The sequence below is a fragment of the Leifsonia xyli subsp. cynodontis DSM 46306 genome (genome assembly GCF_000470775.1).
GTDB classification, from domain to species: Bacteria; Actinomycetota; Actinomycetes; order Actinomycetales; family Microbacteriaceae; genus Leifsonia; species Leifsonia cynodontis.
The window spans coordinates 1,271,723-1,284,506 of record NC_022438.1; the positions used below are offsets into that span (position 1 = coordinate 1,271,723).

General features: G+C 67.1%; 10 protein-coding genes and 3 pseudogenes. 9 read left to right on the forward strand and 4 right to left on the reverse strand.

The window, feature by feature from the left end:
* The first annotated feature begins 512 nt into the window (after positions 1–512).
* From O159_RS13910 to O159_RS06010, 5 genes and pseudogenes are all read left to right on the forward strand, one after another.
* Complete coding sequence (locus tag O159_RS13910) at positions 513–881, forward strand: DNA cytosine methyltransferase (RefSeq protein WP_043993566.1); 369 nt, start codon at positions 513–515, stop codon at positions 879–881.
* Positions 854–1,643 (forward strand): annotated as a pseudogene (locus O159_RS13915) (IS5 family transposase). Before O159_RS13910 ends, O159_RS13915 begins: the two are co-directional and overlap by 28 nt.
* A 52-nt stretch (positions 1,644–1,695) precedes the next feature.
* Positions 1,696–3,376: pseudogene (gene istA / locus O159_RS14465) on the forward strand (IS21 family transposase).
* Complete coding sequence (gene istB, locus O159_RS06005) at positions 3,373–4,161, forward strand: IS21-like element ISLxc1 family helper ATPase IstB (RefSeq protein WP_021753875.1); 789 nt, start codon at positions 3,373–3,375, stop codon at positions 4,159–4,161. Before istA ends, istB begins: the two are co-directional and overlap by 4 nt.
* A 77-nt stretch (positions 4,162–4,238) precedes the next feature.
* A complete protein-coding gene (locus O159_RS06010; protein WP_021754856.1) occupies positions 4,239–4,493 on the forward strand; it encodes an apolipoprotein N-acyltransferase in 255 nt (84 codons plus the stop codon).
* 26 nt (positions 4,494–4,519) lie between these two features.
* Here the strand turns inward: O159_RS06010 and O159_RS06015 are convergent, their stop codons facing one another.
* The 3 genes from O159_RS06015 to O159_RS06025 all read right to left on the reverse strand — a co-directional run bounded on the left by O159_RS06015 (position 4,520) and on the right by O159_RS06025 (position 6,787).
* On the reverse strand, positions 4,520–4,891 hold the full coding sequence (locus O159_RS06015) for an RNA polymerase-binding protein RbpA (protein ID WP_043993568.1): 372 nt from the start codon (positions 4,889–4,891) through the stop codon (positions 4,520–4,522).
* Positions 4,892–5,333: 442 nt separating this feature from the next.
* Positions 5,334–6,284, reverse strand: a complete 951-nt coding sequence (locus O159_RS06020) for an SPFH domain-containing protein (protein ID WP_021754858.1) — start codon at positions 6,282–6,284, stop codon at positions 5,334–5,336.
* A complete protein-coding gene (locus tag O159_RS06025; RefSeq protein WP_021754859.1) occupies positions 6,281–6,787 on the reverse strand; it encodes an NfeD family protein in 507 nt (168 codons plus the stop codon). The genes O159_RS06020 and O159_RS06025 overlap by 4 nt, the downstream gene beginning before the upstream one ends.
* 103 nt (positions 6,788–6,890) lie before the next feature.
* On the opposite strand from O159_RS06025, the gene O159_RS06030 reads away from it, so the two are divergent.
* Both O159_RS06030 and O159_RS16515 read left to right on the forward strand, forming a co-directional pair.
* The gene (locus tag O159_RS06030) at positions 6,891–7,661 is read left to right on the forward strand and encodes an SDR family oxidoreductase (RefSeq protein ID WP_021754860.1); all 771 of its coding nucleotides are present in this window, start codon (positions 6,891–6,893) and stop codon (positions 7,659–7,661) included.
* Positions 7,662–8,447: 786 nt separating this feature from the next.
* Positions 8,448–9,653: an alpha/beta hydrolase family protein gene (locus O159_RS16515; RefSeq protein ID WP_021754862.1), complete on the forward strand. Its 1,206-nt coding sequence runs from the start codon at positions 8,448–8,450 to the stop codon at positions 9,651–9,653.
* Here O159_RS16515 and O159_RS06040 read toward each other — a convergent pair.
* Entirely contained in the window at positions 9,604–10,506 is a 903-nt protein-coding gene (locus O159_RS06040; protein WP_021754863.1) for a hypothetical protein, read from the reverse strand. The two genes, O159_RS16515 and O159_RS06040, sit on opposite strands and share 50 nt — an antisense overlap.
* 650 nt (positions 10,507–11,156) lie before the next feature.
* On the opposite strand from O159_RS06040, the pseudogene O159_RS16785 reads away from it, so the two are divergent.
* Positions 11,157–11,411, forward strand: a pseudogene (locus tag O159_RS16785) (scabin-related ADP-ribosyltransferase); the annotation flags it as partial.
* A 32-nt stretch (positions 11,412–11,443) separates the two neighbouring features.
* Positions 11,444–12,436 (forward strand): hypothetical protein, encoded by a 993-nt coding sequence (locus tag O159_RS15655; protein WP_021754865.1) that lies wholly within the window; start codon positions 11,444–11,446, stop codon positions 12,434–12,436.
* Positions 12,437–12,784: the final 348 nt, after the last annotated feature.

Consider the following 12,784-nt stretch of genomic DNA (forward strand, 5'->3'; position numbering starts at 1 on the left):
AGCTTTCCCCGAGGTGGCAGCCTTGTCGGGTGTGGGCAGGGGGTGTTTGTGGGCAGAGTGTGGGCAGGGGTGGTGGGGTTTGTTGGTCGGTGGGGTTCCTCTTCTGTTAGTCGGTGGGGTTCCTCTTCTGTTAGGGGTGATGATTCTCACCTCTTTGTGCGATGAGTGGAGCGCAAAGACCCGTTCCCCGAGCAGTCTCCGTATGGTGTGCGCGCCCTGAAGGGCTAGGGGGCGGGTCGCTTTCATGCCTGGGGAAACTCCCAGAGGCTACCCTTCGGGTATCGTGTGCGACCTTATGACGCGCGCGAAGTGGACCGGAGCACTTGTCCGGCCCAAAGCCAAAAGCGGGCAGTCTCGGGCTGATCTGACAGGCCTCTCATGATCGGGGACGCGGCGAAGGATAGTCTGGAACGGGTCATCGACAAGGCCACTGGGGCGAGCATCGATCAAAACTAGGTCACGCACGGCGCGTCGTTTGGTCGAACATCGATCGAAAAGATGCGGTTGGAGGCATGCCCATCGACGCATCGCGTCCCCTTGCAGTAGACCTCTTCGCTGGAGCCGGAGGGCTGTCGCTCGGCCTCGAGCAGGCCGGCTACGAAGTCGCCGCCGCTGTCGAGTACGATCCCGTTCATGCGGCCGTCCATGAGTTTAACTTTCCCCAGGGCAAGACATTCTGCGCAGACGTGTCGAAGATCTCGGGTGCAGAGATCCGCAAGCGCAGCGAGATCGGTGATCGCGAGATTCACCTCGTCGCCGGTGGGCCGCCATGTCAGGGTATCTCGATGATCGGCCGTCTCGACAGGTGTCGCCGCGGGCTCCGGCGCCGGCTGAGGATCGGTTCATTACGGATATGTTGTGGGAGCGGCTGGAGCCGTTGATTCCGCCTCGGCCGCCTGTGGTCAATGGGCGGGCTGGGCAGCCTCGGGTTCCTGACCGGAAGGTGTTCGCTGGGATCGTGTTCGTGCTGCTGACGGGGATCCCGTGGAGAAGCTCCCGCCCGAGTTGGGGTATGGGTCCGGGGTCACTTGTTGGCGGCGTCTGCGTGAATGGTCCGAAGCGGGCGCGTGGGATGCACTGCGGAAGATCATGCTCGACGAACTCGGCCAGGCTGGCATGATCGACTGGTCAAGAACCTGCCTGGACTCCGTAAGTGTCCGGGCGAAAAGGGGGGCGATCTCACTGGACCTAACCCCACGGATCGTGGGAAACGGGGCACCAAGTACCATGTCCTGACCGACCGCAACGGACTCCCGCTGCATGTGGAGATCTCCGGCGCCAACCGACACGACTCCATGCTCGTGGAACCTGTGTTAGACAACATCACCGCGATCAAGGGCGTCGGCCGCGGTCGGCCCAGACGCCGCCCGGTTATCTTCCACGCCGATAAGGCTTACGACAACCGCCGCGTCCGCTGTTACCTGCGTTGTCGTGGGATCAAGGCACGCATCGCACGAATCGGAGTCGACTCCAAACAGTGACTGGGTAAACACTGTTGGGTAGTCGAACGCACCATGGCCTGGATCCTCGCCTTCCGGAAACTCGCCACTCGCTACGACCGCACCGCCTCAACGATCACGGCGCTCGTCGCTCTAGCAATCGCGATCACCAGCGCCCGCAAACTCACCAAAAACGACTACTGAAACCATCTCTAAGTGGCCCCACCTGAGTGTGGTTCCCGTCTGTTACTTCAGGATGGGAGGGCCCGGGTTGGGGTCGAGGTTGGATCAGTTCGCTGCGATCAGGAGAGATGCCCGGGTGGAGGGTCTCTCTATTCGTGAGCTTGCTGTTCGTCATGGTGTTCACCGGCGGACGGTTCGTCAGGCTTTGGAGTCAGCGACGCCACCGTCGCGGAAGCCGAGAGTTCAGTCGTCGCCGAAGCTGGATCTGGTTCGCGAGCTGATCGACGCGATTCTGCGTCAGGATCTCGGGGCGCCGAAGAAGCAGAAGCAGACGGCGACACGGATCTGGAAACGTCTCCTCGATGAGCACCAGGTCGATGTCTCCTACGGCACGGTCCGTGACTATGTGCGCTCCCGGCGCCCGCAGATCGACGCGGAGGCTGGTCGTCTGCCGGAGGTGTTCGTCCCGCAGGAGCATGCTCCGGGGGCGGAGGCGGAGGTCGATTTCGGTGAGGTCTGGGTGATCCTGGCCGGGGTGAAGACCAAGTGCCACATGTTCACTTTTCGGCTCTCGTACTCGGGGAAGGCGATTCACCGGGTCTACTCGACGCAGTCGCAAGAGGCGTTCCTGGAAGGCCACATCGACGCGTTCGAGGAGATTGGCGGGATGCCGACCCTTCACATCAAATACGACAACTTGGCCGCCGCGGTGAAGTCCGTGGTCAACGGCAAGGACCGCAAACGGGTCGAGAATGACCGTTGGGTCCTGTTCCGTTCCCACTACGGATTCGACGCGTTCTACTGCCAGCCCGGCATTGACGGTGCGCACGAGAAGGGCGGCGTTGAGGGCGAGGTCGGCCGGTTCCGCCGCACGTGGCTCTCACCCATGCCCGAAGTCGACTCCCTCGCGCAACTGAACGCGATGATCCGCCGCTGGGATGCCCGTGACGAGCAGCGCCGGATCGCGCAGCGCCGAACCAAGGTCGAGGACGACTTCGCTACAGAACGCCCGCTCCTTCGGCCGCTGCCGGCGGAGCGATTTGATCCGGGACTGGTGCTGCATCCTCGGGTCGACCGGTCCGGGCTGATCACGGTCCGGATGGCGAAATACTCTGTCCCTGCCCGGCTCATCGGCCGTGAAGTCCGCGTCTCTCCGCGCTTCCGAGGTCGTCGTCTTCGACGGGCGCGTTGAAGTCGCCCGGCACGAACGCGTGGTCGCCCGCGGAGGCGAGTCGATCCAGCTGGATCACTACCTCGAGGTCCTCCGGCACAAGCCCGGCGCGTTCCCCGGCTCGACAGCACTTGCACGCGCCCGGGAGGCGGGAACCTTCACCGCCGCCCATGAAGCGTTCTGGCAGGAGGCAAGGAAAGTCAATGGCGACACGGCCGGCACCAGAGAGCTCGTCGACGTGCTCCTGCTCCATCGCAGCATGCGCGCAGCCGACGTGATCGCCGGGATCCGCGCGGCACTCTCGGTCGGGGCCATCTCCGCTGACGTCGTCGCGGTTGAAGCACGACTGTACGCAGGTGGGGCCATCCAACACCGACAGCCCGTTGAACAACGCCCCGATCGCGAGCGACGAGTTGTCAGTCTCACCCAGCGCCGGCTCCGGGATCCGCAGGCTGTCATCGCCGGCCTGCCACAGGACAAACGCCCGCTCCCGACCGTCACCCAATACGACGAACTCCTCCAGCGCCGCCCCGTCTTCACCGACCCCACCACCGATGAGAGAGAAGGAACCACCGACACATGAGCCCAACCACCACGAACATCACCACCACCCTCCGCCGGCAACGCGGGATGACCCAGGAAGCCGCCGCGGCCGCCGTCGACCAAGCCTGCAGACGCCTGCGACTACCGACCATTCGCGCCGTGATGGACGAAGCGATCCGGGTCGCCGAGCACGAGCAGCTGTCCTACCAAGGCTTCCTCGCCGAAGTGCTGTTGGCCGAGTGCGACGACCGCGACCGCCGCTCCACCGTCCGCCGCGTCGCCTCCGCCGGCTTCCCACGTCAGAAATGGCTCGGCGACTTCGACTTCGACACCAACCCGAACATCAACGCGGCGACCATCCACACGCTCGCCACCGGCGACTGGGTCAGACGCGGCGACCCGCTCTGCCTCATCGGGGACTCCGGCACCGGCAAGAGCCACCTCCTCATCGGCCTCGGCACCGCCGCAGCCGAGAAGGGCTACCGAGTCAAATACACCCTCGCGACCAAGCTCGTGAACGAACTCGTCGAAGCAGCAGATGAGAAGCAGTTGGCCCGCACGATCGCTCGCTACGGCCGCGTCGATCTGCTCTGCATCGACGAGCTCGGCTACATGGAACTCGACCGACGCGGCGCCGAGCTCCTCTTCCAAGTCCTCACCGAACGCGAAGAGAAGAACTCCGTCGCGATCGCATCCAACCAGTCATTCTCGGGATGGACGGACACCTTCACCGACCCCAGGCTCTGCGCTGCCATCATCGAGACCGGCACCACCTCCTACCGCCTCCAACACACCCGCAACACCGCACTCGCTGGGGCCAACTAACTTCGACAACCCGGTCCCCGCCAGCCTTGACATAGTCAATCGCCCGGCTCCGCGCCATCGAGTCCGGCCGGTCGCTCGTGAACATCTCGACCGTCGGCAGCAGCCAGATCATCGGCCCCGATGGCCACACGATCAGCGAGATTCCGCCGTTCGAGGCCGGGCATATGGTGGCGGATGTGCCGCTCGGCACCACGACGACCCCCGCGACGCTGCTGAGCAGGGGGATCGAGCTCCTCGTGGCGGGGCTCGGGCTGTTCGGGCTTCTGGTGGCGTTCGGCGGCCGGAGGAACACGCCGCCGGATGCGAGGAGGCCGCTCCCGCCGATGCGGTGAGAGCGGCCTTTCGGGAATCCTCGGCGTCAGGCGCTGTGCTTGTGCTCCCCGGTGCCACGGCGGGAGCGCAGGTAGTGCAGGCGCTCCTCCAGCAGTTCCTCCAGCTCCGCGCGCGTGCGGCGCTCCAAGAGCATGTCCCAGTGGCTGCGGGGAACCTTGGTGTCCGAGTGGTCGATCTCGACGGGCTTGTCGTCGACCAGGCGCAGCGCCTCGTGGCCGCAGTGGCGGCACTCCCAGGCGTCGGGGGCCTCGGCCTCGGCCGCGAACACGACCTCGGTCTCTTTGCCGCAGGACGGGCACAGGTAGGTGTAACGGGACCGCGGAGAGTAAACGACGCCTGCTTCGCTCTGTAGGCTCTGGGCGCCAAGTCTCATTCCGCGCAGACTGCGATCAGCCATTGTGTGGTCTCCTCTTCGCGCGAATCTTCACATTTATAAACCACCAAGCTGGGTGTTCTCTTTCCGTGGCGGAACTCCCCTTCAATGGGGTCACAGCCATCCCGGTGGTTCAGCGGCGGATTCGCGCTTCGAACAGAGAGCTGAGGACACCGCAGCGCTCGGTGACGATTCTGTCGGCTCCCCGTCCACCAAGCGGGTCATGGCTTCGGGCTTGTTTGCCGTCCAGGCAAAAACTCAGCGCCAATAGCGTTTTATGGCGCTGATTTATTGTTGAGAGGCTGGCAATCGCCGCGACACCGTCCGCGGAGGTGTGGACGACGGTCTCCCGCTGGGTCGCTTCTCTGCTCGACGCGTGGAGGAAGGCGAGCGTCGTGTTCTCGGGCGCTTCGAGTGCGAGGTCGCGGTGCGCGATGACACGCGGGTCGCGGCCCCGCGAGGAACGTCACGGGACGGTCGTGCCCGGGGGTGTCGCCGCTCCCGCGGAGGCCTCGCCTCCCGGCTTCGGCGCGAACGCCGTCCCGATGCCTTTGAGGGCCTCGGTGAGTTCGCTGGGGATGATCCACAGCTTGTTCGCCTGCCCCTCGGCGAGCTTCGGAAGCGTCTGCAGGTACTGATAAGCCAGCAGCAGGTTGTCCGGGTTGCCTTCGTGGATGGCCCCGAACACGGTCTCGATGGCCTTGGCCTCGCCCTCGGCGCGCAGCACGGCGGCTTTGGCATCGCCTTCCGCCTTCAGGATCGCCGCCTGCCGCAGACCCTCCGCGTTGAGGATCTCGGACTGCTTCGTGCCTTCAGCGGTCAGGATGAGCGCGCGGCGGTCGCGCTCGGCGCGCATCTGCTTCTCCATCGAGTCCTGGATGGACAGTGGCGGCTCGATCGCTTTGAGCTCCACGCGTGCGACGCGGATGCCCCATTTTCCGGTGGCCTCGTCGAGCACGACGCGCAGCTGGCCGTTGATGTTGTCCCGGCTGGTCAGAGCCTCCTCCAGGTTGAGGCCACCCACCACGTTGCGCAGGGTGGTGGTCGTGAGCTGCTCGACCGCGCCGAGATAGTTGGCGATCTCATAGGTCGCCGCTCGTGCGTCATTGACCTGGAAGTAGACGACGGTGTCGATCGAGACGACGAGGTTGTCCTCGGTGATGACCGGCTGCGGCGGGAACGAGACGACCTGCTCGCGCATGTCGATCAGCGAACGCACTTTGTCGATGAACGGAACGACCACGTTGAGGCCCGGGGTAAGCGTCCTGTGGTACCGGCCCAGCCGCTCCACCACACCCGCCCGCGCCTGCGGGATGATGCGGATCGCGCGGAAAAGCGTGACCAGCACGAAGATCGCGATCACCACCACGATGACCGAGACCACGACGGTCACAGTGAGTCTGGTGGCGTTTGTCACGGCGCGCTCCTTTCGGTGGGGTCGTCGGCTCCCGCCGACGCCGGTGCGGGCGCGACCACGGCGGTGGCGCCCTCGATTCTGACGACCAGGACCTGCTCGCCGGGCAGGAGGCCGGGGGCATCGGGGCGCACGGCCTCGGCGGCGAGCCGTGCCGTCCACGTCTCGCCGACCGCGAGTTTGACCTGGCCGGCGGTGGGCGAGACCGTCGAGACGACCGTGGCCGCCATGCCGATGAGCGCCTCCACGTTGCTCCTGGCCGGGTCGCCGCCGCGCTTCAGGCGGTGCAGCAGCGGCGGGCGCAGGAAGAAGATCAGCAGCACCGAGAGGCCGGCCGCGATGATCAGTTGCAGCCACCAGGGTGCGCCGGACAGGCCGGAGACGAGCCCGCCGAGACTGCCGACGGCGATCATCAGGAAGACGAAGTCCAGTGTCAGCATCTCGATGATGATGAAGACGAGAATCAGGACGAGCCAGGCGATCCAAGCGAAGGATGCGATGTCCACAGCGACCCTTTCTCTTTCGCATGACGCTATCAGTTTTCGGCCCGGGCAGCCGAACCCGCTTGGTAGTCTCGGGGAGCAGTCGTTTCCTGTAGATGGAGTTCTCGTGCCCAATCCCCTCGCCGCCGGCAGCCTCGCCGGCAAGCGCGCCCTCGTCACCGGTTCCTCGCGCGGAATCGGCGCCGACACCGTTCAGTACCTTGCCGAGGCCGGCGCCTCCGTGGTCGTCAACTACCGCAACAAGAGGGCTCGCGCGGTCAAGCTGGCCGAGGCGCTGCGCGAGCGGGGGACGTCGGCGCTGACGGTCGGGGCCGACCTCACCGACCCGGCCTCGGTCGCCGCGATGTTCGCCGCCGTGGCGGGGGAGTGGGGCGGCCTGGACATCCTGGTCCTCAACGCCTCGGGTGGCATGGAGTCCGGGATGGCAGAGGATTACGCGATGCGCCTGAACCGCGACGCCCAGGTCGGCGTCCTGAACGCAGCGCTCCCGCTGCTCGGCCCGGGCTCGCGCGTCGTCTTCGTGACGAGCCACCAGGCGCACTTCATCCGGACCACCCCGACGATGCCCGAGTACGAGGCGGTCGCGCTGAGCAAGCGGGCGGGCGAGGACGCGCTCCGTGCGCTGCTGCCGGAGCTGACCGCGAAGGGGGTCGAGTTCGTCGTCGTCTCCGGGGACATGATCGAGGGCACGATCACCGCGACGCTCCTCAACCGCCTGAACCCTGGCGCGATCGACGCCCGGAAGGAGGCCGCCGGCAAGCTCTACAATGTCAGCGAGTTCGCCGCCGAGGTGGCCGCGGCCGTCGTCGAACCGGTGCCGGCCGACCACACCCGCCTGGTCGGCGACGTTTCGAGCTTCGAGCCGATCGCCGGATGAGACCGGCGGACCTCGGCCTCCTGACCAGCGTCTCCGCGCCGACCGTTCACCCGGGAGGGGAGCGCGCGGTGGTGTCGGTGACGCATCCTTCGCTCGAAGCGGCCGCCGAGGTCGGCCAGCTCTGGACCATCCCGCTCGCCGGTCACGCGGCTCCGCGCCGTCTGACGCGCGGATTCCGCGACAGCGCCCCGCGGTTCTCGCCGGACGGTCGGCTGCTCGCGTTCCTGCGAGCGGGCCCGAACGCCGCGTCGCAGCTGCACGTCGTGGATGCCGCCGGAGGAGAGCCCGTGGCGGTCACCAACCGCAGACTGGGCGTCTCCGAGTTCGCCTGGGCGCCGGACGACTGTACCCTCACGTTCGTGAGCCGCCAGCCCGAGCAGGGCCGCTATGGCCCCGTGGAGGGGATCGGCCCGGACGCGGAACCGGCCCGGCGCATCGTCACGCAGAACTACCAGGCCAACGGTCTCGGCTACACGAACGACCGCCGTGCGCACGTCTTCGTGGTCGAGGTCCCGGATGTGTGGGCCGAGCCGGGCGTGCCGCCCGCGCCGGAGCCGGACGGTTCCGCCGCTCCGCCGCTCGCTGTTCCGGAGGCACGGCAGCTGACCGACGGGGAGTGGGACGATACGACGATCGCCTTCTCGCCGGACGGGTCAAGGCTGGCTTTCGTCTCGGCACGGCACGACACGCGTGATCGCGATCTGCGCTCGAACGTCTTCCTCGTCCCGGCGGACGGCTCGGGCGAGTCTGTCGACGCGACCGGCGCGCACGGGGGACTTCTCGGTCGTGGCGGTCGCGTTCGGGCTGAACGGCACCCTCTTCTTCTCAGCGCAGGAGGTGGGGGAGAGCGGCCGCGACTTCGTCGCCCGCAACACCGCCCTGTACGCCGTGAATGCCCCCGGGACGCCGCCGCGCCTCCTCACCGATCCCGAGACGGTGGACCTCGCCGAGTCGGACATCGTGCCCTTCCGGGACGACCATGTCCTCGTGCGCGACCGTCGCCGCGGCGCTCTCGTGCTGACCGCAGTCTCGGCCGCGGGGAGAGCCGAGCGTCTCACCGATGGGGTCACGGTGGTCGGCGGTGCGGGGACGGCGGGTGAGACGATCGTCGTGAGCGTCTCCGATGCGCGCACAGCGGGGGAGGTGGCCGTGCTCGGCGCGGACGGATCGCGCCGGCTGACGGACTTCTCCCGCGAGCTGCGGGCCGCCGGTGTGATCGTGCCGCGTGAGCTGACGGTCGCCGGGCGGGACGGGTATCCCATCCACGGCTGGGTGGTCGTTCCCGAGGGGGCCGGGCCGCATCCGGTGCTCCTGAACATCCACGGCGGCCCGTTCGCCTCCTATGGACCAGCGCTGTTCGACGAGGCGCAGGTGTACGCCTCCGCGGGCTATGCCGTCGCGATGTGCAACCCCCGCGGCTCGGCCGGTTACGGGCAGGCCCACGGGCGCGTCATCCGCCAGCGCATGGGTACCGTCGATCGCATCGACGTGCTCGATTTCCTCGACGGCGCTGTGGCCGCTGTCCCCGGTCTCGACGCCGACCGTGCCGGAGTGATGGGCGGGTCTTACGGCGGTTACCTCACAGCCTGGACGATCGCACACGACCACCGTTTCGCCGCGGCGATCGTGGAGCGCGGCTACCTCGACCCTGAGGGGTTCGTCGGCACCAGCGACATCGGCAGCTTCTTCAGCGACGAGTACATCGGCACCGATCCCGACCGCATCCGCTCCCAGAGCCCGCAGGCCGTGGTCGCCCGAGTGAAGACGCCCACGCTCGTGATGCACTCCTCGGCGGACCTGCGCTGCCCGCTGGGGCAGGCCGAACGCTACTACGCCGCCCTCAAGCGCAACGGTGTGGACGCGGAGCTGGTGATCTTCCCGGGAGAGGACCACGAACTCAGCCGCAGCGGCTGGCCACGGCCGCGGCGCGAACGCTTCGAGATCATCCTGGAGTGGTGGGGGCGACACCTGCCCGTGGGGGAGCGCGGCTGAGGGCGCTATGCCCGCTGAGGCTGGGCGGTGAGGCGTCGCGCCATGCGAGCGGCCGCTGTCGCGCTGCCGCCGACGAGCGCTTCCAGCGGCCCTCCAGGGCGGCGTTGAGGAGGATGTGCAGGCAATAGACGGTCAACGGCGCCGCACCCGCGGCGAGCACCGGCCGCAGCGCCCACGGCGTCCGGGGGAGAGCCCAGCAGGCGAGGAGGCAGAGGCCGAGGACCGTCCCGGCGATGCCGACACCTCGCGCGATATCGAGCACAGTGCCGCTGTGCGGTGCGTCCAGGAGCAGACTGCTCCACGGACCTGAGGGGCCGCCGGACTGGGAGCCGAGAACGATGTCGTCGATAGTGAGGCCGGGGACGCAGACGCTCTCGAAACCGAGCGCCTGAAGCTGCTGCGTGCGGGCGAAACCGTGATAGACGCACCACGAAACGGCGGTCGAAAGGGTCGCGAGAACGGCCCCGCCGCTGGCCAGGATGGTGGCGAAACGCTTTCCCTGTCCCGCTGCCACGGCCGAGAGGAGCGCGCGTCCGATGAGCATGCCCACAAGGAGATAGACCAGCCAGGTGCCCACCGGGTAGGCGCCGGTGAGAAGGATGTCCCGAACGGCTTCGACCGGATGGGCGGCGACGTCGAAGAGGCTCATCGTGCCGCGCTCCGGATCCGCCGCCCCTTGCCCCATCGACGGCGAGCTGGCCTGTTGGGGCTGTTGTCTCACCAGCCAGTTCAGCGGCGGGACGATCATTGTGAGCAGCCCCGCGACCAGAGCGACGACCCAGCCCCGAACGCGCAGGAACGGCACGGTCAGCCACATCGCGACCCCGAGATACACCAGGACGATCCCCGCCATCTGCGGATGGTATCGCCAACACGAGCCCGATCAGGATGAGGATTCCCCCGCGAGCGAGCAGGGCGATCCGCGCAGCGAGGATCTCTCCCGCTTCCCGATGCTTCCGAGAGGCGAGGACAACACTCACCCCGCACAGGACAGCGAACAGCGTCGAGGGGTTGCCGTTGACGACCGCCTGGAAAGGCGGCACATTCGCGACATGCGCGAACACCATTCCGACGACCGCGAGGAACCGAGCCAGATCCACTCCGACGAGCCGCGCTGGTCTCTGCGTGCCTGCCTCGCGCTGCCGGACATCCTTCCCGTCCACTGTCGCCGGGGCGTTCTCTGCTGAGCTCACTGTCGCCTCCTCTGAGCGCTCGCGTGTCTGTTCCTGGGCGCCCTGCGTCCAGGAGAGCATCGCCGGTGTTACCAGAGCGTTAAGGCGGGGCCGACAGCGGTGGGCCGGAGCTGAGGCGATCACTGCTGAAAGCGGCGGTCACATCGGCATCCTGCCCCAGACGGCACTCAGATCGCTTTCCGTCCCCACTCTGCCGGCGAATCCGTTGGCAGCGTCGGGTCTCATTACCCGATCGGAGGAGAGCATGATGCGGTGGTCTGGGCGGCAGCGGCAGGGAATGGGCGGCACGCGGGTGGCCGTGGTCACCGTGATGCTCGGGGCGCTGCTCGGCGGCCTCGTCACGTCTTCCGGCGGGAGCGGGGCCTCGGCTGCGCCGACCGTTCCCCAATGGGTCTACCGGGTCGACGATCGCAGTCCCGAGGAGATCTTCGAGGAAGGGTTCTCGGTGGGGCACAGCCCGACAGGCGAGTTCAACACCAATCTGCTGGATCATGCTCATTTCAGCACAGACTTCGGGACGGTGCCGCCGTCGGCGTTCGTCTCGGCGACGAGCGATCCCTTCTATGCGTATTACAGCAAAGGCGTCGGCATCAAACAGTGGCTGTACAAGATCAAGACGGGGCCGAACACACACTCGCTGGACCTCTCTCTCTGGATCATGCGATCGCCAACAGCCCGCATCCCGACATCCGGGAGAGGGCGACCTCGGCCAAAGAAGTCGTCGGCGACCAGTCCGAATGGTTCTCGGTCGGCGGCATCGACAGCGACCGGATTCTGTGGGGCATGTCGATGGAGAAGTACTACGACGAGTTTCCCCTGCTGGAAGAGGATTTCCCCACGGAAGACGAATGGCTGGAGCATCTGGGAAGCGACGACGACAAAGAGTTCAACGACAACTTCGACGATCCCGATGGCATCGCTTCGAGCGAACCGTACTCGGTCACGGAGGTGTCTTTCGGTCAGGGGGTCAGCTGCGCTCCTGTCCTCGCCCGCTCGGCGCCCCTTGCCGCCCGCTCGGCGCTGGCGACGGGAGCGTGCGGGCGTGCCCCCGCCAGCGAGGCCGAACTCTCTGAGATGCATCGGCAGAATCTGAGCGAAGGCTCCGCGGACGTCCGTTTCGTCGTGCGCGACGAGCAGGTGGTGGATGCGGCCGGGCAGCTTCTGACGCCCCTGCCCTCCGCCAATAAGCTGCTGGCGGAGTTCCGGGCCGAACAGGGCGCCGCCGGACTGCGTGAGCTGGCGCCCGCGCTCGACAAAGCGCTCGGAGTGGATCTCGCCCTCGTCGAGAAGATGTCGTCGCACCAGCAGACGGTGCTCAAATCGCTGAAGGCCGTGGGTAAACAAGCTTCGCGCGCCTCGGAGCTCCTGCCGTATGTGGCGATCGCCGCGAACGGCTATGTGCTGTCGGAGGACATCGCCTCGGGAAACTGGGTGGACGCCGGATTCGACGGGGCAGCGCTCGGGCTGATCGCCGCCGGCTCGGCGCAGCCGGAGCTGCTGGTGGTCACCGAGCCGGTTCTTCTCGTCCTCATCGCGGCGCAATGGGTGGTCGACAAATACCGGGCGGACCACGCCCCGCCCCCGTCCTGAACGCGTGGCAGCGAGCGAACGCGCAGCGTGACTTCCCAGCTCTGGCAGAAGCTGCCCTCCACACTCGCACAGCTCCGCCTGGATGCGACCAAGGAGCAGATCGTCAGCGCGACGGAGACCGTGATGCGCGAGCGGATCGTTCCGTCGATGAGGGCGCGGATCGCTGCGGACAAGCTGGCTCTGAAGAAGATGCACTCCGCGTACATGCGCGAAGCCCACCGCCTCGCGGTCAAGGCGGCAGGCGGGGTGTTCAGCGGCCCGGCCTGGGAGAAGGTCCGTCCCCATCACGACAGGATGCTCCGGATCGTCACCCAGGCGTTTCGTGCCCAGTGGGATACGCGGCAGGCC

Excerpts from the sequence above, each read along its gene's own strand:
- O159_RS06040 (WP_021754863.1), bottom strand. The coding sequence starts at position 10,506 with ATGGCGGGGATCGTCCTGGTGTATCTCGGGGTCGCGATGTGGCTGACC.
- istB (WP_021753875.1), top strand. The coding sequence starts at position 3,373 with ATGAGCCCAACCACCACGAACATCACCACCACCCTCCGCCGGCAACGC.
- O159_RS13910 (WP_043993566.1), top strand. The coding sequence starts at position 513 with ATGCCCATCGACGCATCGCGTCCCCTTGCAGTAGACCTCTTCGCTGGA.
- O159_RS06015 (WP_043993568.1), bottom strand. The coding sequence starts at position 4,891 with ATGGCTGATCGCAGTCTGCGCGGAATGAGACTTGGCGCCCAGAGCCTA.